The organism is Parahoeflea olei (assembly GCF_001703635.1).
GTDB lineage: Bacteria > Pseudomonadota > Alphaproteobacteria > Rhizobiales > Rhizobiaceae > Hoeflea > Hoeflea olei.
Genome location: NZ_LQZT01000034.1, coordinates 150,528 through 169,237, shown reverse-complemented (window position 1 = coordinate 169,237; position 18,710 = coordinate 150,528). Strand labels below are relative to the sequence as shown.

The following is an 18,710-nucleotide window of genomic DNA, read 5'->3' as shown; positions in this document are numbered from 1 at the left end:
GCAAAAGGATTTTCCGATGCATCATGTAAAGGCGAACGGCGCCGCGATACCGGCCCTGGGCCTTGGCACCTTCACCCTCAAGGACGCGACCTGTCGCGACATGGTGGCGCGTGCGCTCGATACCGGTTACCGCCATGTCGACACGGCTGCGATGTATGGCAACGAGGAAGCGGTGGGCGAGGGGCTCAGGCAGGCGCGCACGCCGCGCGACGACGTCTTCGTGACCACGAAAGTCTGGTTCACCGACATTGCTCCGGGCGATCTCGAAGCCTCCGCCGAGGCGAGCCTCCGGCGTCTCGGGCTCGACCATGTCGACCTTCTGCTGATCCACTGGCCCAATCCCGCCATTCCGCTGGCCGAATCGATCGGCGCGCTCAACCGGGCGCAGGCGCGCGGGCTCGCCCGCCACATCGGCGTGTCCAATTTCAACCGCTCGATGCTCGCCGAAGCGGTGGCACTCTCGGATGCGCCGCTCGTGTGCAATCAGGTCGAGTACCACCCGCAGCTCAACCAGACCTCGATGCTGGCCGAATTGCGCCGGCGCGAGATGGCGCTGGTCGCCTATTGCCCGCTCGGGCGCGGCGAAACGCTGTCCGACCCGGCGGTGGTCGCGGCCGCCCGCGCCCATGGCAAGACCGCGGGTCAGGTGATCCTGCGCTGGCAGGTGCAGCAGCCCGGCGTGGTGGCGATCCCGCGCACCTCCAACCCGGACCGGCTCGCGGAAAACCTCGACATTTTCGATTTCGAGCTTTCGGCCAGCGAGATGGAGGCGATTTCGGCGCTTCGCGTCGCCGGCCGCCGGATCTGCGACTATCCGTTCGATCTGTCCTGGGAAGGCGACTGAGCCTTGCCGCCGCTGGCGACGAACAGGCCCGCCAGCACCAGCGCCAGCGCCACCAGGAGATCGGGCGTCAGCGGTTCGCCGAGCAGCAGCACGCCCAGTCCCACCCCGAACACCGGGATCAGGTTCACGGTTAGCGAAAACCGCGTGTAGCCGATGGTGCGGATCAGGTGGAAGCGCAGGATATAGGCGAGCCCGGTCGGCACCGCGCCAAGATAGATCAGCGCCGCCCAGATATGGCCGTCGAGGCCGATGGGCGGGGCCGGGTCCAGGAGCAGGGCGGTTGGCACCAGCGCCACGGTGCCGAGGCCGAGCGCAAGGCAGGACAGGCGCAGGGGCGGCATGTGGATGCGCCGCACCAGCAGTCCCGCGATCACGTAACACATCGAGGCGCCGAGCGCCGCCAGGCTCGCCTGCAGCGAGGCGGTGCCGAGGCCGGCCACCGCGCTCGGGCCGATGACGACGACGATGCCCGCCATGCCCAGCACCACCGAGATCAGCTTGCGCCGCGTCAGCCGGTCGTCATCGGTCATGAAATGGCTGCCGATCAGCGCCAGGAACGGCCCGGTGCCCATCAGCAGCGACAGCACGCCGGCTTCGAGCGATTTGCCGGCCCAGGCGATCAGCCCGAACGGAACCACGATGTTGAGCAGCGACATGCCGAGGATCAGCCACCACTGCCGCGGCGAGGACGGCCACATCAGGCCGCGCCACAGCGCATAGGGCAGCAGCACCAGAAAGCCGACGGTCACGCGAATGGCGGCGAGCCACACCGGACCGAGTTCCGGAGCGGCAAGGCGCACGGCCACGAAGGCCGACGCCCAGATCAGCGCGGTCACCAGCATCAGCGCGAGATCGCCGCGCGTCGGCGTGCGCAAGCTCTGCACCGGCGGCTGGCTCATGGGCGCGCGTCCGCGGGGGGGATGCCGGGCAGGGCGAGGCGGTAGACGCCGCGAAAATCGCCCGGGTCGACGGTCTTGCCCTTGCGCCGGATCTCGATCTCGCCGGCCCTGGCCATCTCGATGGCAACCTGCCGCAACGGTTTCATGAGCCGGCTCCACTGCCGCTCGTCGGAGCCCGCAAGCGCGCGGGCGGCGTCGGAGGGGCTGATGCTCTTGCCCGGCCCCGCCTTCGAGAGGAGATCGAGAATGGTCATGCGCAGCCGGTCGGGGCCGGGGATCCGGCCGGGCGAGGGGGAAACAGGAGACGTCACGGCAGCAGGGTGTCCTTGAGGATGGCGGCGCGCGCATTGGAGAAGAACTGCCGCCGCACCAACACCAGAATCACCAGCGTCGTCGTGGCCATCAGCACGAACGGGCCGGCGAACCAGCCAAGATAGCCGATCGACAGGAAGATCGCCCTGAGGCCGGCATTGAAATGCCGTCCGGCAAGCACGTTGAGCGCGGCGGCACGGTTGACGGCGATGTCGATCTCGGCGTGCCCGTCGGGCCCGGTTTCGCCGCGCATCGGGATCGCGCCGAACAGGATCGAGCCATAGTTGAACAGCCGGTAGGACCAGCCGAACTTGAAGAAGGAATAGGCGAAAATCCCGATCAGCCCGAACACCTTGAGTTCGAAGGCCGCCTGGTCGGCCACCAGCGGAATCGGCAGGTCGTCGGCGACCGCGATCACCCGGTCGGTGGCGCCGAGCAGCGCGAAACAGCCGCCGATGGCGAAGATCGTGGTGGAGGCGCAGAAGGCGGTGCCGTTCTGCAGGCCGGCCATGATCGCGGTGTCGATCATCCTGAGGTCACGCCGTGCCGCCACCTGCATCCACAATTTGCGATGCCGGTTCATGGCCGTCGTCAGGCTCACCCGCCCGACCGGCAGCCGGTTGGTCGAGGCGAGGGAAAACAGGAACCAGGAGAGCGCGAACCAGGCGATCGCCAGATAGTCGTGATTTGTCATGGGCACGTTCTCGCACGCCGCCGCGCGCTTGGCAAAGGCCCGCGTGCTTTGCGCGGGTTAACGCTTTGAACATTTCTGTGGTTGAAATGTGTGTCGGCTGCGCGGGCCTGATTCGAGGATATTTCGGCAAGTCCTTGATTTACCGTGCAGCCATGTGAACAGAGAATGTCAGGTGTGAATTTCCAACCACGGATTTGCCATTTTTGCGGTTGCGAAAAGATTACCTCTTCGTTAAAGAGCCGGTCCTGCGCCGGGCGGATCCTTAAGATTTGCCCGGTCGTAAACTGCCACATCAACCGGAGTCACCATGGACGACACCGTACAGAAATCGTGCTGGGGCATCACCGCCCGTGCAGTCATCGGTTTTTCTGGAATTCTCGCACTGGCCTACCTTTTCGGCGGCATCTGAGCGACCATAGCATGAAACCAGGCAGCGCCTGACCGAACCGGGTCGGCGCTGCTTTTTCTTTGGGCGCCGAACGGCGCACCCTTCTCTGGCGCCGCGTTCCTCCCCGCGGCGCCGGAGCCGTTTTCAGCGGCAGCGGGAGCCGCCGCCCCCGTGTGTCGCTCCAGCGGCAGCGGAAGTCGGGGAATTGACGGCTGCACGATTGCCGCCCATGTAGGATGGCAGCCCTGTCACCGGAGAAGCTGCCCCTATGTTCCTGTCCGTTTTCGATGTCTTCAAGATCGGCGTGGGCCCGTCGAGCTCCCACACCATGGGACCGATGTCGGCGGCGGTGCGCTTTCTCGACGAGATCGCCGGACCCAACTGGCCGCGCCCCGCGGGGGCGAAGGTGCGCAGCATCAAGGTGAGCCTGCACGGCTCGCTCGCCTTTACCGGGGTGGGGCACGGCACCGGCCGGGCGGTGGTGCTGGGGCTCACCGGCGAGCGGCCAGACCATGTCGATCCCGACCGGATCGAGGACATTCTCGCAAGCGTCGAGGCCTCGCGCCGGATCAGCCCGCCCGCCCACGACAGCTACGACTTCGACCCCCGCACCGACCTGGTGTTCGACAAGAAGACCCCGCTGCCCGGCCACGCCAACGGCATGAGCTTCTCGGCCTTCGACCGCGACGGGGCGATGCTGCTGCGGCGGATTTATTATTCCGTGGGCGGCGGCTTCGTCGTGTCCGACACCGAACTCGAGGCGATGAAGACCGCCACCAGTGCCAGCGTCGACAAGACCGTGCCCTATCCGTTTCGCAACGCCAGGCAGATGCTCGACATGGCGGCGCGCTCGGGCCTGTCGATCGCGCAGATGAAGCGCGCCAACGAGGAAAGCCACATGAGCCGGGACGAGCTCGACGCCGGGCTCGACCGGATCTGGGGCGCGATGAGCGGCTGCATCGACCGCGGGCTTGCCGGCGAGGGCATCATGCCCGGCGGCCTCAAGGTGCGCCGCCGCGCCCGCATCCTGTACGAGAAGCTGCAGGAAGAGTGGCGCCAGAACCGCCGCAACCCGCTGCTCGCCAACGACTGGCTCAGCGTCTACGCCATGGCGGTCAACGAGGAAAACGCCGCGGGTGGGCGCATCGTCACCGCGCCCACCAATGGTGCTGCCGGCGTCATTCCCGCCACCATTCGCTACATGCTACAGTTCCACGACGGCGCCGACCAGGCGGCGGTGCGCGACTATCTGCTCACCGCCGCCGCCGTGGGCGGAATCATCAAGCACAATGCTTCCATATCCGGGGCGGAGGTCGGCTGCCAGGGCGAGGTCGGCTCCGCCGCGGCGATGTCGGCTGCGGGCCTCGCCGCCGTGATGGGCGGCACGCCCGAGCAGGTCGAGAACGCCGCCGAGATCGCGCTCGAACACCATCTCGGCATGACCTGCGACCCGGTCGGCGGCCTGGTGCAGGTGCCCTGCATCGAGCGCAACGCGCTGGGCGCGGTCAAGGCAGTGACCGCCGCCTCTTTGGCGATGAAGGGCGACGGCACCCATTTCGTGCCGCTCGACGCCTGTATCGAGACCATGCGCCAGACCGGGCTCGACATGAACGAGCGCTACAAGGAAACCTCCACCGGCGGCCTCGCGGTCAACGTCGTGGAATGCTGAGCCCGCGCGCCCGACGTGCCGCCACGACTGTGGACGGTGTCCGGGATTCGGTCGCCTTCGGGTTGACCCGGGCCGTTGCGCGCCCGAAATATCCGGCCAATGGCTCTTCATCTCGTCAAATTGTGCGTGGGCGCTGAAAGCGTCGAGGATCTTCGCGGCTGGATCGACCGCCGGCTGAAGGCGATGACCGCCGCCGGGCAGGTGGCCGAGCAGTTCCACACCACCCGCATGCAGCCCAAGCGCGCAAGCGAACTGCTTGACGGCGGATCGCTCTACTGGGTGATCAAGGGCACGATCCAGGCCCGCCAGCGGCTGCTCGATATCCGGCCTTTCACCGATTCCGAAGGCATTTCGCGCTGCCACCTGGTGCTCGAGCCGGTGCTGCACGAGACCTCGCTCGCGCCGCGGCGGCCGTTCCAGGGGTGGCGCTATCTCGAACCCGGCGACGCGCCGCCGGATCTGGGCGGGGCTGAAGACGAGGGGGGCGAGCTCCCGCCCGAACTGCGCCGCGAACTGGCCGGCCTCGGGCTTCTCTGAACCGTCTGCGCGCACAGGCCCTTGTGTTCGGCCCGCAAAGCGCCAAATTGACAGCAGACGCATGCAACGGCCGAGGCGGCCGGATGCGGCAGGGATCGTTTCGGAGCGGAGGGACCACGGCTCGACCATGGCCAAGGACAGACCAGCACCTGACAGGGTTTTGACGCAGCGCGGCAGCGCGGCCGCCGCGTCCACGCCCGCTTCGTCGCGCTCGGAGATCGCCGCCTTCCTGAAATCCGCCCGCTCGCTCGCGCCCGCGGCCGATGGCGCGGGCCGTCTCGCCTTCGCGCTCGACGCCACCATGAGCCGCCAGCCCACCTGGGATACCGCCTGCCGGCTGCAGGCCGACATGTTCGATGCCGTGGGCAAATCGACCGATCTTTCGGTGCAGCTCGTCTATTTCCGCGGGCTCGGCGAGTGCCGCGCCTCGCGCTGGGTCAACGACACCCGGTCGCTGGCCGAACTCATGAGCAGGATCGACTGTCGCGGCGGCCAGACCCAGATCGGCCGGGTCCTGAGCCATGTCGCCGGCGAGGCGAAAGCAAAGCCCGTGAGCGCGCTCGTCTATATCGGCGACGCCATGGAAGAGGACATCGACAAGCTGGCGGTGACCGCCGGCGAACTGGCGCTGCGCAAGGTGCCTTGCTTCATGTTCCACGAGGGCCACGATCCTGCAGCCGCCGCGGGCTTTCGCGAGATCGCGCGGGTGACCGGCGGCGCCTATGTGCGCTTCGACCAGAATGCGGCCGCCGAGCTGGCCGCGCTGCTGCGCGCGGTGGCGGCCTATGCCACCGGCGGGCGCAAGGCGCTGGAAAAGACCGGGGGCTCCGCCGCCCGGCTGCTGCTCGAGCAACTGGGACCGGGCACCTCCGGCGCCTCGGGGGCGGGGCGGCCATGAGCCCGATCGCGCTGTTTTTCGGCGGGATCCTGATGCTGGTGGCGGTGGTGTTGGGGCTCGTGCGCGTGCCCGCCACCCATCTCGCACGGATCCTGCGCTACGGGGTTCCGGTGGCGTTGGGCGGGTTCGGGGTGGTGCTCACGCTGATCGGCCGCGCCGGCATCGGCATGCCGGTGATTGCGGTTGCGACCATGCTGTTCGGGCGTGCCCGCGCGCAGGCGCTAGCCACGCGCAGTGCCGGAGGATATTCCCATGTCCGCTCGGCCGCGCTCGAAATGGAACTCGATCTCGACACCGGTGCCATGAACGGCCTGGTGCTGGCGGGCAGTTTCGAGGGACGGGAACTCGATGCGCTCGATGAAGCCGAACTCGTAAGGCTGCATGGGGAACTCGCGCGAGACGCGGAAAGCCTGGCGCTACTGGAGGCGTATCTTGACCGCCGAATAGCCGACTGGCGTTCCCGCCTTGATCCGGACGAAGGCGCGGGGCTGGGCGCTGCGCCAGGCGCGGGCGCCATGACAGAGCAGGAGGCCTACGAGATCCTTGGACTTGCTGCGGGGGCGAGTGAAGCCGAGATCCGCGAGGCGCATCGCCGCCTCATGAAGCGGATGCATCCCGATACGGGAGGTTCGACGTTTCTTGCTGGCCGGATCAACGAGGCCAAAACCGTTCTCTTGAATAGACATAACTGAACTCCCCGATACGCAGTACAAAAACGTGGAATTTCCGGAAGAGGGCATTCCGGACCGCAGCGCCTGTGCGCGCCGCGGCTTTCAGTTGGCCGTCGCCCAGCAGGCGAAGCCTTTCCTTTTGAGGGCCTTGCAGGCGCTGGTCGCCGATCCCTGGCCGTCGAAGCCGCCGAAACGGGCACGGTAGAGCTGGGCATTGTTTGTGGCATAGGCCATGGTGAAGGGTTCCGCGCCCTGCAGCGCCTTGCCGCCGGCGCTCTGGGCCCGGGCCAGCAGCTCGCGCGCGGCGTTCTGGTCGGGCATCGCGCCGATCTGGATCATCCAGCCGCTCATGGCCGCGGTGGAGGCGGTGGTCACCGGGTCGATGCTCTCGGCACCGGCGATGGCCGCGGGCGGCACGACCGCGGGAGCGGGCTGCGGCACCGGGATCGTCATCTTCTGCGCGGCAAGCGATTTTGCCAGCGCCTCGCGGCCGACCACCGGAGCGGGGGTGGGGGTGGCATAGGCGAGCGCGATGCGGGTGTCGCCGTCATGACGAAGTTCGGGAACCGGGCCGACCTTGGGGAGCTGCAGCGCCGCCGTGTCGATGCCGGCCGAGATGCTTGCCGGCGCACCGCGGGCGATCAGATCGCCGCGGCCCTTGGTCGAGGCCTTGAGCAGGTAGCGCGAAATCAGGTCCTTCATCTGCTCGTTGCGGCTGGCGCCGGTGCGGCCGCCCATCACCACGGCGACGATCGAGCGGTCGCGGTCGACCACGGAGGTGACCAGGTTGAAGCCCGAGGCGCGGGTATAGCCGGTCTTGATGCCGTCGACGCCGCGCACGGCGCCCAGCAGTCGGTTGTGGTTGGCAAACCGGGCCTTGCCGAACTTGAACGAGCGCGTCGAGAAATATTTGTACTGGCGCGGGAAATGCTCGCGCAGCGCGATGCCGAGCGTGGCCATGTCGCGGGCCGTGGTCTGCTGGCCGGAATTGGGCAGGCCGTGGGCATTGCGGAAGGTGGTGCGCGACATGCCGAGCGCGCGCGCCTTGGAGGTCATCATCTTGGCGAAATTGGCCTCCGAGCCGCCCAGGTGTTCGGCGATCGCGGTGGCGGCATCGTTGGCGGACTTGGTGACGAGCCCGTAGATCACCTGTTCGACGGTAATCGAGTTGCCAGCGCCCACGCCGAGCTTGGTCGGCGGCTCCTTGGCCGCATTGGCCGAGAAGGTCACGCGCGTGTCGAGCTTGATCTTGCCGCGTTCGAGCGCCTCGAAGGTGAGGTAGAGCGTCATCATCTTGGTAAGTGACGCGGGATAGCGCAATTCGTCGGCATCGTTGGCGTACAGCGTCTTGCCGGTCTTGGCGTCGACGACGATGCCCGCATATTTCGGGTTCGCGACGGACGGCGCGGTCCCCAGCATCAGCGCAATTCCGACCAGAGCGGCCAGGCGCAGGGCGAAGGTTGGGGCGGCGGCGAGGCGGGAGACGAAGGAAAATTTACGCTGGTGCACGACAACTCACTCATTTACGGGCGGGTCAATTTTGGGTTTCTGACTGTCGCAGTCCGTAGTCAGCCATTATGCCCGATCTTAGACGCACGTCGTTACCAATCCGTTTATGATGAACCATTCCTTTCCATCAGGAGATTTCGAACCTGTGCCGTTTCGATCCCTTCTGTCCCGATCCGGGCCGGACACGGCGATGCGGGGAGGCGCTCTATTGGTGCGATGCACAATAAAACTTGACAATCTTGTGCAGTGCACCTAAGTTAAGGCCATCCCCTAATCGAACGATAGGATCCGAAACATGATGAACTTTGACAGCACCTCGAAAATGAGCAAAGAAGCCATGGACAGCATGCTGACCACGGTTTCGTCGATGACCAAGGGTTTCCAGCGGATTGCCGCCGAAACCACCGAATATTCCAAGAAGTCCTATGAGGACGGCGCCGCTGCCGCTGAAAAGCTGGTCTCCGCCAAGAGCCTCGACAAGGCCATCGAAATCCAGACCGACTATGCCAAGACGGCTTACGAGTCTTTCGTCGCCCAGGCCACCAAGATGAGCGAGCTCTACGCCGATCTCGCCAAGGAAGCCTACAAGCCGTTCGAAACGGCCGTGGCCAAGGTCTCCGCCTGACGACACGCCGCCGCGTGGTCAGCGCGGCGAATGCCTGACATGAGATAACCCGGCCCATGATCATGCGGCCGGGTTTTTCGTGTCCGGGCCGGTTGATCAAATCTCTTTTCTGCCGGTCCGGGGGGCTTAAAATTCCTGCAGGAAAGACTAAGTTAAGCACAATGACCGGTGCGTCGGCATGCGATGCACCGGTTGCGAATGACAGGAAGTGGCCAGAGTGAAAGACAGCGCGAACCGGATTAGCTTGCAGGCGGACAAGAAGGCCGGAAATGGCGGAGCCGACAGGGGAACCTCCGTCATCACCCGGACCAAGCCGCAGGTAAAGAAGCCAAGCCTTTACCGGGTGCTTTTGTTGAATGACGACTACACTCCGATGGAGTTTGTGATTCATGTGCTTGAGCGTTTTTTCCAGAAGGACCGGGAACAGGCCACCCGGATCATGCTTCATGTTCACAATCACGGGGTCGGTGAGTGCGGAGTATTCACTTATGAGGTGGCCGAAACAAAAGTGACCCAGGTCATGGATTTCGCCCGCGAACACCACCATCCGCTGCAATGCGTGATGGAAAAGAAATGAGGACCTGAACGTGCCCAGCTTTTCACACAGTCTCGAAAAGGCGATCCATCAGGCGCTGACCTACGCCAACGAACGGCATCATGAATATGCGACGCTCGAGCATCTGCTCCTGGCCCTGATCGAGGACCCCGACGCCGCCGCGGTCATGGGCGCGTGCAATGTCGACCTCGACCAGCTGCGCCGCACCGTGATCGATTATGTCGACAAGGAACTCGGCAACCTGATCACCGGCTATGACGAGGATTCCAAGCCGACATCGGGGTTCCAGCGCGTCATCCAGCGCGCGGTCATCCATGTCCAGTCTTCCGGCCGCGAAGAGGTGACCGGGGCCAATGTGCTCGTGGCGATCTTCGCCGAGCGCGAAAGCCACGCCGCCTATTTCCTCCAGGAGCAGGAAATGACCCGCTATGATGCGGTCAATTTCATCTCCCATGGCATCGCCAAGCGCCCCGGCGCCGACGAATCCCGGCCGGTGCGCGGGGCGGAGGAGACCGAATCCGAATCCGCCAAGTCCGAGACCGGCGCGGAAGAGGGCGGCAAGAAGAAGGGCCAGGACGCGCTCAGCGCCTATTGCGTCAACCTGAACGAGAAGGCCAAGACCGGCCGGATCGATCCGCTGATCGGCCGCATGGACGAGGTCAACCGTACGATCCAGATCCTGTGCCGCCGCTCGAAGAACAACCCGCTTTATGTGGGCGATCCCGGCGTCGGCAAGACGGCGATCGCCGAGGGGCTCGCCAAGCGCATCGTCGAGGGCGATGTGCCGGACGTGCTTTCGGATGCGGTGATCTACTCGCTCGACATGGGCTCGCTGCTTGCCGGCACGCGCTATCGCGGCGATTTCGAGGAACGCCTCAAGCAGGTGGTCAAGGAACTCGAGGACCTGCCGGGCGCCGTGCTGTTCATCGACGAGATCCACACGGTGATCGGCGCCGGCGCGACCTCCGGCGGGGCGATGGATGCCTCCAACCTGCTCAAGCCCGCGCTGTCTTCCGGCGCGATCCGCTGCATCGGTTCGACCACCTACAAGGAATACCGCCAGTTCTTCGAAAAGGACCGGGCGCTGGTGCGCCGGTTCCAGAAGATCGACGTCGCCGAGCCGTCGATCCCGGATGCGGTCGAGATCCTCAAGGGCCTCAAGCCCTATTTCGAGGAATATCACAAGGTCGGCTACACCGATGACGCGATCAAGGCGGCCGTCGAACTCTCGGCGCGCTACATCACCGACCGCAAGCTGCCGGACAAGGCGATCGACGTGATCGATGAAACCGGCGCCGCGCAGATGCTGCTGCCGGAAAAGGACCGCAAGAAGGTCCTGACCGACATCGAGATCGAAAACACCATCGCCACCATGGCCCGGATTCCGGCCAAGACCGTGTCGAAGGACGACGAGACCGTTCTCGCCAATCTCGACAAGGAACTGCGCTCGGTGGTCTACGGCCAGGACACGGCGATCGACGCGCTCACCGCCGCGATCCGCCTGGCGCGGGCGGGCCTGCGCGAACCCGACAAGCCGATCGGCTCCTACCTGTTCTCCGGCCCCACCGGCGTCGGCAAGACCGAGGTCGCCAAGCAGTTGGCCTCCTCGCTCGGGGTGGAACTGTTGCGCTTCGACATGTCCGAATACATGGAGCGGCACACGGTCTCGCGCCTGATCGGCGCGCCGCCCGGCTATGTCGGCTTCGACCAGGGCGGGCTTCTGACCGACGGCGTCGACCAGCATCCCTATTGCGTGCTGCTGCTCGACGAGATTGAGAAGGCGCATCCGGACCTGTTCAACATCCTGCTGCAGGTGATGGACCACGGCTCGCTCACCGATCACAACGGCAAGAAGATCGACTTCCGCAACGTGATCCTGATCATGACCACCAATGCCGGCGCGTCCGATATGGCCAAGGCCGCCATCGGCTTCGGCTCGTCCAAGCGCGAGGGCGACGACATGGAGGCGATCAACCGGCTGTTCACGCCGGAGTTCCGCAACCGTCTCGATGCCATCATCCCGTTCGGCAGCCTGCCCACGCAGGTCATCCACATGGTGGTGCAGAAATTCGTCATGCAGCTCGAAGCACAGCTGGCCGAACGCAACGTCACCTTCGATCTCGGCGAGGACGCTGTCGCCTGGCTCGCGGAGAAGGGCTACGACGAACGCATGGGCGCGCGGCCGCTGGGGCGCGTGATCCAGGAAAACATCAAGAAGGAGCTCGCCAACGAGCTTCTGTTCGGCAAGCTCAAGCATGGCGGCACCGTCAAGGTCTCCGTCGGCGACAAGGCCGACGGCCGCAAGGGGCTGATCCTCGAGGCGATCCCGGCGGAAGTGCCGGTCAAGCCGAAGGCGGAAAAGGCGCCGGCGAAGAAGGCGTCGACGGCCAAGGCCAAGACGGCCTCGGCCAAGGCCGCGCGCAAGCCGTCGACGGACAAGGGACCGTCCAAGGGCAAGGATCCCGAGCCGGATGCCCCGAAGCAGGCCGAGGCGAGCGCCGAGGTTGCCGAAAAGCCGGCGCCGAAAAAGGCCGCCAGCGCCGTGCCGAAGGTGCCGCGCAAGAAATGACCGGATTTTTCCCGGCCACCAGAATGCCCCGGCCACAACCGGGGCATTTTTGTCTTTTGAGATGTGCTTTTGCTGCTTGAGGAGTTTTTCGATGAAGATCCGGTCCGTCTGCGCCGCAGCCGCGCTTGTCGTGCTCGTGTTTCAGCCGGCGCAGGCAGAAACGCCGTCCGAAACCTACGTGGTCTGCACGCTGGCGGCCGACGCGGACAGCGGCGCGGTATTAGTCGAGCAAGGGGATTGCGCGGCGCGGATGTCGCCCGCCTCCACCTTCAAGATCGCGATCGCGCTGATGGGCCATGATGCGGGCGTTCTCGAAACCGCCGATCGTCCCGAACTGCCGTTCCAGCCGGGCTATGTCGACTGGCGGCCTGAATGGAAGCAGCCGACCACGCCCGCGCGCTGGATGAAGCTGTCGGTGGTCTGGTATTCGCAGCAGGTCACCCGAATGCTCGGGATGGAGCGCTATAGCGCCTATGTCGAGGCTTTCGATTACGGCAATCGCGACCTCTCCGGCGACCCCGGCAAGAACAACGGCCTTACCAATGCCTGGCTCAGTTCCTCGCTCGAGATCTCGCCGCGCGAGCAGGTCGCGTTCCTGCGCCGGATGATCGGCGGCCAGCTGCCGGTGAGCGAGGCCGCGGTGGCGCTTACCGCCGAGATCACCGATTACGGGATGAAGGGCGACGGCTGGCGCGTTCACGGCAAGACCGGCGCCGGCCTGCCCAAGGGGGCGGACGGCAAGCCGCTGCGCGGCCAGCCTTTTGGCTGGTTCGTGGGCTGGGCCGAGCGGGACGGCAGGCAGGTGGTGTTTGCGCGGTTGATCCGCGACCGCAAGCGGCAGCCCGAACCGCCCGGGTTTCGTGCCCGCGACGGGGTGATCGCCGATCTGTTCGGGCCGTCGGGTGCGCTCGCCGGAGAGCGGAAATAGCCGGCGCGCCATTTTTGATTTTGCGCCGCGCGAAAAACGCTCTACCAAGTCAGCATGAGTTTACCTGCCGATCCGGCCGGCGGATCCCATTGGTTTTTCCGGGGGATGCGCGGCATCTTCTCCCTTCCGGCCATCATCCTGATGAGCGCCTTCGTGGGCTTTTGCGGCTTCGCGGTCGAGGCCGGCGTGCCGTTCGGCGAGACCGTGTTCATGACCGGCATGATCTGGGCACTGCCGGCCAAGGTGCTGCTGGTGGGGTCGATTCTCGCCGGCGCCTCGCTGCCCGCTGCCTTCATCACCGTGGCGCTGTCCTCGATCCGGCTGATGCCGATGGTCGCGGCGCTGATCCCCGAGATCCGCACCGAGAAGACCCCCACCTGGCTGCTGCTGCTGCTGTCGCATTTCATCGCGATCACGGCCTATGTCTTCACCATGGAACGCATCCGCGATGTGCCGCGCGAGCACCGCGTGGCCTTCTTCGCGGGTTTCGGCATCACCGTGACGGGGGCCAATATCGTGCTTGTGGCGGTGCTGTATTCGACCGTCTCGCAGCTGCCGGCCATGGTCGCGGGCGCGCTGTTCTTTCTCACCCCGGTCTATTTCCTGACCTCGATCTGGGCGTCGACGCGCGAGCGGGCAGGGCGGATCGCCATGGTGATCGGCCTTGGGCTGGGCCCGCTGTTCCACCAGGTCGCCCCCGAATTCGACATTCTCTATGCCGGCGTCGTCGGCGGCACGCTGGCCTTTCTGGCCGATCGCGCCTGGAAGGCGAGGTCCGCCTCATGATCGGCTACGAGACCTATGACGCCTGGTGGTGGCCCTATCTGTTCATCGCGGTGGCGGGCTGGCTCGCCACCGACATCTGGCGCTGGCTCGGGGTGCTGGTCGGCAACCGGCTGAAGCAGGATTCGGCGGCGCTGACCTGGGTGCGCGCGGTGGCGACCGCGCTGCTCGCCGCCGTCATCGCCAAGCTGATCCTCTATCCCACCGGCGAATTGCGCAATGTCCCGGTGGCGCTGCGCCTCACCGCCGCGGGCATCGGCTTTGGGGCCTTCCTGCTTGCCGGCAAGCGCATCTGGGTCGGCATCGCCACGGCGCTCGCGCTGCTGATCGGCGGGCAGTTCCTGCTCGCCTGAGCGCAGGCCGGTCGGTTTGTGGCCTCAGCGCCACGCAACCGACGGATCGCGCAAAGCACGCTGCAAAAGCTTGCATGAATGTCGGTCGTGGGCGTTCAAACGGTGAAATTTGACCGCCTCGGGCCTCACTCCTCGAAGCGTCGCGCCACCCAGGAATAGCTGTCGGTGACCACATGCACCGGTTCGGACACGAGCGATTTGAGCGTATCCTTCTCGGGCAATGCCGCCTTGAAGCGCTCGATCACCCGGGTGGCGAGACCGGCTTCGGCCGCGTCCGGGGTGGCTTCCACCGCGGCGGTTGCTTCCGGAGGCTGCGGCGGCGGGATATCCGCCTGGGGCAGGCCGACTTCGGGCGGGACGCTTGCGGCCGCGGCGGCTTCCGCGGGCGAAAGCGGCGGCATCGGCGGTCCCACCTTCGGCGGCGCTTCGCTGGCGAGTTCGGCAAGGCCGGTGTCTTCCGGCGTCTGGCACACGGCCACCACCACCGGATAGGGCAGGTTGGCATAGGCCTTCAGCTTCTCCTCGGAACTCGCGTCGCAGTCCTGGACCGTCGCCCAGCGCTGGTCGAGCATCTCGACATAGTGGCATTGGGTTGCCGTGTCGTCGCAGCCTAGAATGCTCATGAGGATGAGGGCGGTCTTCATGGGAACCTCGCAAATTCCGGATCTCGCGGGGTCATGAACCGGCAATGTTGCCAAAGCAAGGCAGATCTGGCCTGTATCGCGTTTTGGACACAACCGCCGCCTCGAGATTCCATGGCGGCGACGAGAAGCAAGCATGACCGGCAGCCCCGCCGGGGAAGGTAAACCATGACGCAAAAGCATGTCATCGTGGTGGGCGCGGGCATCGTCGGCGCCATGACGGCATTCCGTCTGGCCACCGATGGTGCGCGCGTGACGCTCGTTGATGCGCAACCGGCGCCGGGGCGCGGTGTCAGTGCCGCCTCCTTCGGCTGGATCACCTGCGCTGCGGGCGATCCCGATATTGCCGCGGCGGAATACGAGCGGCGGCTGCGGGCGATCGGGGACTACGCAAGTCTCGACCGCCACTTCGGCGGCCGGCTGTGCGTTCCCGTGCGGGGCGCGTTGCTCTGGGGCGACGATGCAGCGGACACCCGCGACTGGGCGAGGCGGCACGAGGACAGGGGCAGTGATGTCCGGCTGGTGGACGCCGCGGAGATTGCCCGGATGGAGCCGCTGCTTGCCGCGCCGCCACCGCTTGCCGCATGGTTTCCCCGCGAGCGCACGATCGATGTTTCCCAGGCCTGCGCCCTCTTGGTTCAGGCCGCCCGCGAGGCCGGTGCGGCGATCATGCTCGGTCAGCCCGTTCTGGGCATCGAAACCAAGGGCGCACGCGCAAGCGGTGTCCGGCTTGCCACCGGCGTGATCGCGGCCGATGGCGTGGTCGTTGCCGCCGGCGCCACAGTCCGGCGCTGGTCGCGGAGTTGATGCCGGATCACGGCGTTGCCACGTCGCCCTCGGTGCTGGTCACCTTGGGCGGAGCCTCCGGTCGGCTCTCCCATGTCATCGAGGGCGGCAGGCTCGAAATCCGCTCGCGCGGCGATGGCGCGTTGATTTCAGCCTGCGATCCCGGGCCGTCGATGGACCCGGCGTCCATGAACCGGCTCGGCGACGAGGTGCTGGCGCGGCTGCGGGAGCTGTTCCCCGACATCGGTTCGCCCCAGATCGAAGAGGTGCGGATCGCCCACCGGCCCATGCTCGCGGCCGGGCGCCCGCTGGTCTCAGCCGCGCCCGGCATGGGCAATCTGCTGCTGGCGGTGGCGCATCCCGGCGTCATTCTCGCGCCCGAGATCAGCCGCCAGGTTGCGGCTTTGATGGCGCTGTAAGAGGCGGGGGAGCGGTCCGGCGTCTGCGGTGTGGCTGCGTCAGCCCAGCGCGTTGCGGATCTTCTGGGCGTTGACCTTGAGCACGCCCGAATCTTCCATCTCGCCGGTATGGGGCTTGAGCGCGACGCCGTCGAAGCGCGGGATCACGTGCACATGCAGGTGAAACACCACCTGGCCGCCGGCCGGCTCGTTGAACTGCTGGATGGTGACGCCGTCGGCGCCGAAGGCGGCGATCACGGCTTTCGCCATGCGCTGGGTCGTTGCCGCCACGGCGGCAAGGCTTTCGGGCTCGACGTCGAGAATGTTGCGGGCCGGCGCCTTCGGAATCACCAGGCAGTGGCCGTCGCCGCGCGGCATGATGTCCATGATCACCAGCGTGTCGTCGTCTTCGAACACGCGTTCGGCAGGCAGGTCGCCACGCAGGATCTTGGCGAACACATTGCCGTCGTCGTAGCGGGCAGCGGTCATGGGGTGATCTCCGTCTTGGGTGCTGAAAGCTCTGTTTGTACCTGCCCGGCGCGGGCGGTCAAGGCAGTGTCGGTCGATCGCGGGCTGGCTGTCAGGAGGCGTCGCCGTCGCCCTTGCGGAACGGGCCGTGCGCGCTCAGCAGCCTGCCGATCTCCTCGACGTCACGGCGCTCGCGCTCGAGATAGTCGGCAACCGCCCGCCGCAGGCCCGGATGATCGATGTAATGGGCGGAATGGGTGGTGGCCGGCAGGTAGCCGCGCGCGAGCTTGTGCTCGCCCTGCGCGCCTGCCTCGACGCGCGCGAGCCCCCTGGCGATGGCGAAGTCGATCGCCTGGTGATAGCAGACCTCGAAATGCAGGAACGGGTGGTCCTCGATGCAGCCCCAGTGCCGCCCGTAGAGGCAGTCGCCGCCGATGAAATTGATCGCGCCGGCGATGTAGCGCCCGTTCTGCCGCGCCATCACCAGCAGCACGTCCTCGGCCATGCGTTCGCCGATCAGCGAATAGAACGCGCGGGTGAGGTAGGGGCGGCCCCATTTGCGCCCGCCGGTGTCGATGTAGAACTCGTAGAAGACGTCCCAGATCTCCTCGGTCAGGTCGCTGCCGGTGAGCCAGTGGATGGTGATGTCGTTGTCGAGCGCCGCCTTGCGCTCCTTGCGCAACTGCTTGCGCTTGCGCGAGGCGAGGGTTGCCAGGAAATCCTCGTAGGCGCCGTAGCCCTCGTTGCGGAAATGGAACTGCTGGTCGGTGCGGTGCAGGTAGCCCTCGGCCTCGAAATCGGCGATCTCGCTTTCTGGCACGAAGGTCGCATGCACCGACGACAGGCCCATTTGCTCGCACAGCGCCCGGCCGCCGGCGGCAAGCGCCCGCCTGCGGGCAGCGGCGCCGGCACCCGGCAGCACCATCAGCCGCGGTCCGGTCGCAGGCGTGAAGGGGGCCGAGCATTGCAGCTTCGGATAATAGCGTCCGCCCGCCCGCGCAAACGCATCGGCCCAGGCATGGTCGAACACATATTCGCCCATCGAGTGGGTCTTCACATAGGCGGGCATCGCGCCTTCGAGCGAGCCATCAGGCCCGCGCAAAACGATGTGCTGCGGCAGCCATCCGGTCTGCGCCGAGACCGACCCCGAATCTTCGAGCGAAGACAGAAAAGCGTGACTTACGAAGGGGTTATAGACCGGAGTGGATTCACTTCCGGAAGGGGCTGACTCAGTTTGTGAAGCGCCTGACCCAGTCCGTGAGGCGCGCGCCGCCCCGCCCAGACGGCGCCAGTCGTCGGCGCTGACCGCGGTCATTCCCTCGATGGTCGACAGCGTATGCTCGTCGGTGTGAGCCATCATCCGTTCCCGTCATTTTCCGCAACCGCGCCCGCGGACATGCTGTCCGTCAACCTATCGGCCGGGGCGCGGTTGGCAAGGGTCAGGCGACCTCTTCCGTGGTGTCGGGATCGAAGCCCTCGAAGGTCATCTGGTCTGCATGCAGCCGCGTGAGCTCACGCGCCGCGCCGTCGCGCACGGTCCAGGTGATCACGGGAACGCCCTGGCGGCGCTGGCCCTCGACAAAGACATTGGGCAGGTGGTGCACGCAATAGGACATGAAATCGAGGCCGAGCTGCATCGCGTCCTCATGGGCGAAGAAGGTTTCGGGCTTCACGCCCTCCGCCGTCAGCCCGAGCGGACAGGTGGCGCCGCAGGCCTTGAGGTCGCGCAGCAGCCAGTCGTCGAAACTCATCAGCGCCACCGGGCCGTTATAGGATTCGAGACATTCGACGACCGCGTCGGCAAAGCCGTCATCCTCGCCGGCGCGGCCCTTGAGTTCGATCACCAGCGGCACCCGCCCGGCGACCAGCTTGAACAGCTCCGGCAGCGACATCACCCCGTCGGCGGTTCCGCCGATCTTGAGCTGGGCGAGTTCGCGCGAGGTGCGTTCGCGCACATCGCCCTTGAGCCCGCACAGCCGCTCGAGCGAATCGTCGTGAAACACCACCGGCACGCCGTCGGCGGCGATCTGGATATCGCACTCGATGGCATAGTCGTGCTCGATGGCCCGGACGAAGGCGCTTCTGGTGTTTTCCCAGATGCGAGTGTTGAGGTCGTGATAGCCGCGGTGGGCGATCGGGCGCGCCGTGAGCCAGCTCAGGTCCTTGCGAGTGGGGTTCATGG

The 18,710-nt window shown here is 66.1% G+C and carries 21 protein-coding genes; 13 read left to right on the top strand and 8 right to left on the bottom strand.

The genetic code is table 11. The annotated features are described in order from the left end of the window. Nucleotides 1-16: 16 nt before the first annotated feature. Nucleotides 17-844 (top strand): aldo/keto reductase, encoded by an 828-nt coding sequence (locus AWJ14_RS15570; protein ID WP_066181132.1) that lies wholly within the window; start codon nt 17-19, stop codon nt 842-844. Here the strand turns inward: AWJ14_RS15570 and AWJ14_RS15565 are convergent. Genes AWJ14_RS15565 through AWJ14_RS15555 form a run of 3 tightly spaced genes read right to left on the bottom strand, consistent with a single transcriptional unit; the run spans nt 811 to nt 2,749 of the window. After that, nucleotides 811-1,743, bottom strand: coding sequence for a DMT family transporter (locus AWJ14_RS15565; protein WP_066181129.1), 933 nt, complete (start codon nt 1,741-1,743; stop codon nt 811-813). The two genes, AWJ14_RS15570 and AWJ14_RS15565, sit on opposite strands and share 34 nt — an antisense overlap. Next, nucleotides 1,740-2,054, bottom strand: coding sequence for a DUF3253 domain-containing protein (locus tag AWJ14_RS15560; RefSeq protein WP_245304306.1), 315 nt, complete (start codon nt 2,052-2,054; stop codon nt 1,740-1,742). Before AWJ14_RS15560 ends, AWJ14_RS15565 begins: the two co-directional genes overlap by 4 nt. Continuing rightward, nucleotides 2,051-2,749: a DUF599 domain-containing protein gene (locus tag AWJ14_RS15555; protein ID WP_066181123.1), complete on the bottom strand. Its 699-nt coding sequence runs from the start codon at nt 2,747-2,749 to the stop codon at nt 2,051-2,053. Before AWJ14_RS15555 ends, AWJ14_RS15560 begins: the two co-directional genes overlap by 4 nt. 656 nt (nt 2,750-3,405) lie before the next feature. Between AWJ14_RS15555 and AWJ14_RS15550 the strand changes: the two genes are divergently transcribed. The 4 genes from AWJ14_RS15550 to AWJ14_RS23115 all read left to right on the top strand — a co-directional run bounded on the left by AWJ14_RS15550 (nt 3,406) and on the right by AWJ14_RS23115 (nt 6,933). Then, nucleotides 3,406-4,806 (top strand): L-serine ammonia-lyase, encoded by a 1,401-nt coding sequence (locus tag AWJ14_RS15550; RefSeq protein WP_066181120.1) that lies wholly within the window; start codon nt 3,406-3,408, stop codon nt 4,804-4,806. Between the two features lie 99 nt (nt 4,807-4,905). Continuing rightward, nucleotides 4,906-5,343 carry a DUF1489 family protein gene (locus tag AWJ14_RS15545; protein WP_066181117.1) on the top strand — a complete coding sequence of 146 codons (438 nt, stop codon included), beginning with the start codon at nt 4,906-4,908 and terminating at the stop codon, nt 5,341-5,343. Nucleotides 5,344-5,470: 127 nt separating this feature from the next. After that, nucleotides 5,471-6,241 carry a hypothetical protein gene (locus AWJ14_RS15540; RefSeq protein ID WP_066181114.1) on the top strand — a complete coding sequence of 257 codons (771 nt, stop codon included), beginning with the start codon at nt 5,471-5,473 and terminating at the stop codon, nt 6,239-6,241. After that, a complete protein-coding gene (locus AWJ14_RS23115; protein ID WP_066181111.1) occupies nt 6,238-6,933 on the top strand; it encodes a DnaJ domain-containing protein in 696 nt (231 codons plus the stop codon). The genes AWJ14_RS15540 and AWJ14_RS23115 overlap by 4 nt, the downstream gene beginning before the upstream one ends. 81 nt (nt 6,934-7,014) lie before the next feature. On the opposite strand, the gene AWJ14_RS15530 is transcribed toward AWJ14_RS23115, so the two are convergent. Next, on the bottom strand, nt 7,015-8,331 hold the full coding sequence (locus AWJ14_RS15530) for a D-alanyl-D-alanine carboxypeptidase (protein WP_066181717.1): 1,317 nt from the start codon (nt 8,329-8,331) through the stop codon (nt 7,015-7,017). Nucleotides 8,332-8,716: 385 nt separating this feature from the next. On the opposite strand from AWJ14_RS15530, the gene AWJ14_RS15525 reads away from it, so the two are divergent. From AWJ14_RS15525 to AWJ14_RS15500, 6 genes are all read left to right on the top strand, one after another. Further along, complete coding sequence (locus AWJ14_RS15525; protein ID WP_066181104.1) at nt 8,717-9,046, top strand: phasin family protein; 330 nt, start codon at nt 8,717-8,719, stop codon at nt 9,044-9,046. 238 nt (nt 9,047-9,284) lie between these two features. Next, the gene (gene clpS, locus AWJ14_RS15520) at nt 9,285-9,623 is read left to right on the top strand and encodes an ATP-dependent Clp protease adapter ClpS (RefSeq protein WP_066181714.1); all 339 of its coding nucleotides are present in this window, start codon (nt 9,285-9,287) and stop codon (nt 9,621-9,623) included. A gap of 10 nt (nt 9,624-9,633) precedes the next feature. After that, complete coding sequence (clpA, locus tag AWJ14_RS15515) at nt 9,634-12,171, top strand: ATP-dependent Clp protease ATP-binding subunit ClpA (protein WP_066181101.1); 2,538 nt, start codon at nt 9,634-9,636, stop codon at nt 12,169-12,171. A 91-nt stretch (nt 12,172-12,262) separates the two neighbouring features. Continuing rightward, nucleotides 12,263-13,099 carry a class D beta-lactamase gene (gene blaOXA, locus AWJ14_RS15510; protein WP_066181098.1) on the top strand — a complete coding sequence of 279 codons (837 nt, stop codon included), beginning with the start codon at nt 12,263-12,265 and terminating at the stop codon, nt 13,097-13,099. Nucleotides 13,100-13,204: 105 nt separating this feature from the next. Next, complete coding sequence (locus tag AWJ14_RS15505; protein WP_245304304.1) at nt 13,205-13,885, top strand: AzlC family ABC transporter permease; 681 nt, start codon at nt 13,205-13,207, stop codon at nt 13,883-13,885. Continuing rightward, entirely contained in the window at nt 13,882-14,235 is a 354-nt protein-coding gene (locus AWJ14_RS15500; RefSeq protein ID WP_066181088.1) for an AzlD domain-containing protein, read from the top strand. Before AWJ14_RS15505 ends, AWJ14_RS15500 begins: the two co-directional genes overlap by 4 nt. Before the next feature lie 125 nt (nt 14,236-14,360). Here the strand turns inward: AWJ14_RS15500 and AWJ14_RS15495 are convergent, their stop codons facing one another. Beyond that, the gene (locus AWJ14_RS15495; RefSeq protein ID WP_066181085.1) at nt 14,361-14,879 is read right to left on the bottom strand and encodes a hypothetical protein; all 519 of its coding nucleotides are present in this window, start codon (nt 14,877-14,879) and stop codon (nt 14,361-14,363) included. Between the two features lie 165 nt (nt 14,880-15,044). On the opposite strand from AWJ14_RS15495, the gene AWJ14_RS15490 reads away from it, so the two are divergent. Beyond that, a complete protein-coding gene (locus AWJ14_RS15490) occupies nt 15,045-15,683 on the top strand; it encodes an NAD(P)/FAD-dependent oxidoreductase (protein ID WP_066181082.1) in 639 nt (212 codons plus the stop codon). Further along, nucleotides 15,683-16,081, top strand: coding sequence for an FAD-binding oxidoreductase/lyase (locus tag AWJ14_RS15485; protein WP_066181078.1), 399 nt, complete (start codon nt 15,683-15,685; stop codon nt 16,079-16,081). The genes AWJ14_RS15490 and AWJ14_RS15485 overlap by 1 nt, the downstream gene beginning before the upstream one ends. A gap of 39 nt (nt 16,082-16,120) precedes the next feature. On the opposite strand, the gene AWJ14_RS15480 is transcribed toward AWJ14_RS15485, so the two are convergent. From AWJ14_RS15480 to AWJ14_RS15470, 3 genes are all read right to left on the bottom strand, one after another. After that, nucleotides 16,121-16,549 carry an HIT family protein gene (locus AWJ14_RS15480; RefSeq protein WP_066181073.1) on the bottom strand — a complete coding sequence of 143 codons (429 nt, stop codon included), beginning with the start codon at nt 16,547-16,549 and terminating at the stop codon, nt 16,121-16,123. Nucleotides 16,550-16,640: 91 nt separating this feature from the next. Beyond that, nucleotides 16,641-17,885, bottom strand: a complete 1,245-nt coding sequence (locus AWJ14_RS15475) for a GNAT family N-acetyltransferase (RefSeq protein ID WP_245304302.1) — start codon at nt 17,883-17,885, stop codon at nt 16,641-16,643. A gap of 82 nt (nt 17,886-17,967) precedes the next feature. Next, on the bottom strand, nt 17,968-18,708 hold the full coding sequence (locus tag AWJ14_RS15470) for a glycerophosphodiester phosphodiesterase (protein WP_066181070.1): 741 nt from the start codon (nt 18,706-18,708) through the stop codon (nt 17,968-17,970). Between the last annotated feature and the right edge of the window lie 2 nt (nt 18,709-18,710).

Bases quoted from the DNA above. Each gene is read 5' to 3' on its own strand.
- AWJ14_RS15570 (WP_066181132.1), top strand. From the start codon at position 17: ATGCATCATGTAAAGGCGAACGGCGCCGCGATACCGGCCCTGGGCCTT.
- AWJ14_RS15565 (WP_066181129.1), bottom strand. From the start codon at position 1,743: ATGAGCCAGCCGCCGGTGCAGAGCTTGCGCACGCCGACGCGCGGCGAT.
- AWJ14_RS15555 (WP_066181123.1), bottom strand. From the start codon at position 2,749: ATGACAAATCACGACTATCTGGCGATCGCCTGGTTCGCGCTCTCCTGG.
- AWJ14_RS15550 (WP_066181120.1), top strand. From the start codon at position 3,406: ATGTTCCTGTCCGTTTTCGATGTCTTCAAGATCGGCGTGGGCCCGTCG.
- AWJ14_RS15545 (WP_066181117.1), top strand. From the start codon at position 4,906: ATGGCTCTTCATCTCGTCAAATTGTGCGTGGGCGCTGAAAGCGTCGAG.
- AWJ14_RS15540 (WP_066181114.1), top strand. From the start codon at position 5,471: ATGGCCAAGGACAGACCAGCACCTGACAGGGTTTTGACGCAGCGCGGC.
- AWJ14_RS23115 (WP_066181111.1), top strand. From the start codon at position 6,238: ATGAGCCCGATCGCGCTGTTTTTCGGCGGGATCCTGATGCTGGTGGCG.
- AWJ14_RS15530 (WP_066181717.1), bottom strand. From the start codon at position 8,331: ATGCTGGGGACCGCGCCGTCCGTCGCGAACCCGAAATATGCGGGCATC.
- AWJ14_RS15525 (WP_066181104.1), top strand. From the start codon at position 8,717: ATGATGAACTTTGACAGCACCTCGAAAATGAGCAAAGAAGCCATGGAC.
- blaOXA (WP_066181098.1), top strand. From the start codon at position 12,263: ATGAAGATCCGGTCCGTCTGCGCCGCAGCCGCGCTTGTCGTGCTCGTG.
- AWJ14_RS15505 (WP_245304304.1), top strand. From the start codon at position 13,205: ATGCGCGGCATCTTCTCCCTTCCGGCCATCATCCTGATGAGCGCCTTC.
- AWJ14_RS15500 (WP_066181088.1), top strand. From the start codon at position 13,882: ATGATCGGCTACGAGACCTATGACGCCTGGTGGTGGCCCTATCTGTTC.
- AWJ14_RS15495 (WP_066181085.1), bottom strand. From the start codon at position 14,879: ATGAAGACCGCCCTCATCCTCATGAGCATTCTAGGCTGCGACGACACG.
- AWJ14_RS15490 (WP_066181082.1), top strand. From the start codon at position 15,045: ATGACGCAAAAGCATGTCATCGTGGTGGGCGCGGGCATCGTCGGCGCC.
- AWJ14_RS15485 (WP_066181078.1), top strand. From the start codon at position 15,683: ATGCCGGATCACGGCGTTGCCACGTCGCCCTCGGTGCTGGTCACCTTG.
- AWJ14_RS15480 (WP_066181073.1), bottom strand. From the start codon at position 16,549: ATGACCGCTGCCCGCTACGACGACGGCAATGTGTTCGCCAAGATCCTG.
- AWJ14_RS15475 (WP_245304302.1), bottom strand. From the start codon at position 17,885: ATGGCTCACACCGACGAGCATACGCTGTCGACCATCGAGGGAATGACC.
- AWJ14_RS15470 (WP_066181070.1), bottom strand. From the start codon at position 18,708: ATGAACCCCACTCGCAAGGACCTGAGCTGGCTCACGGCGCGCCCGATC.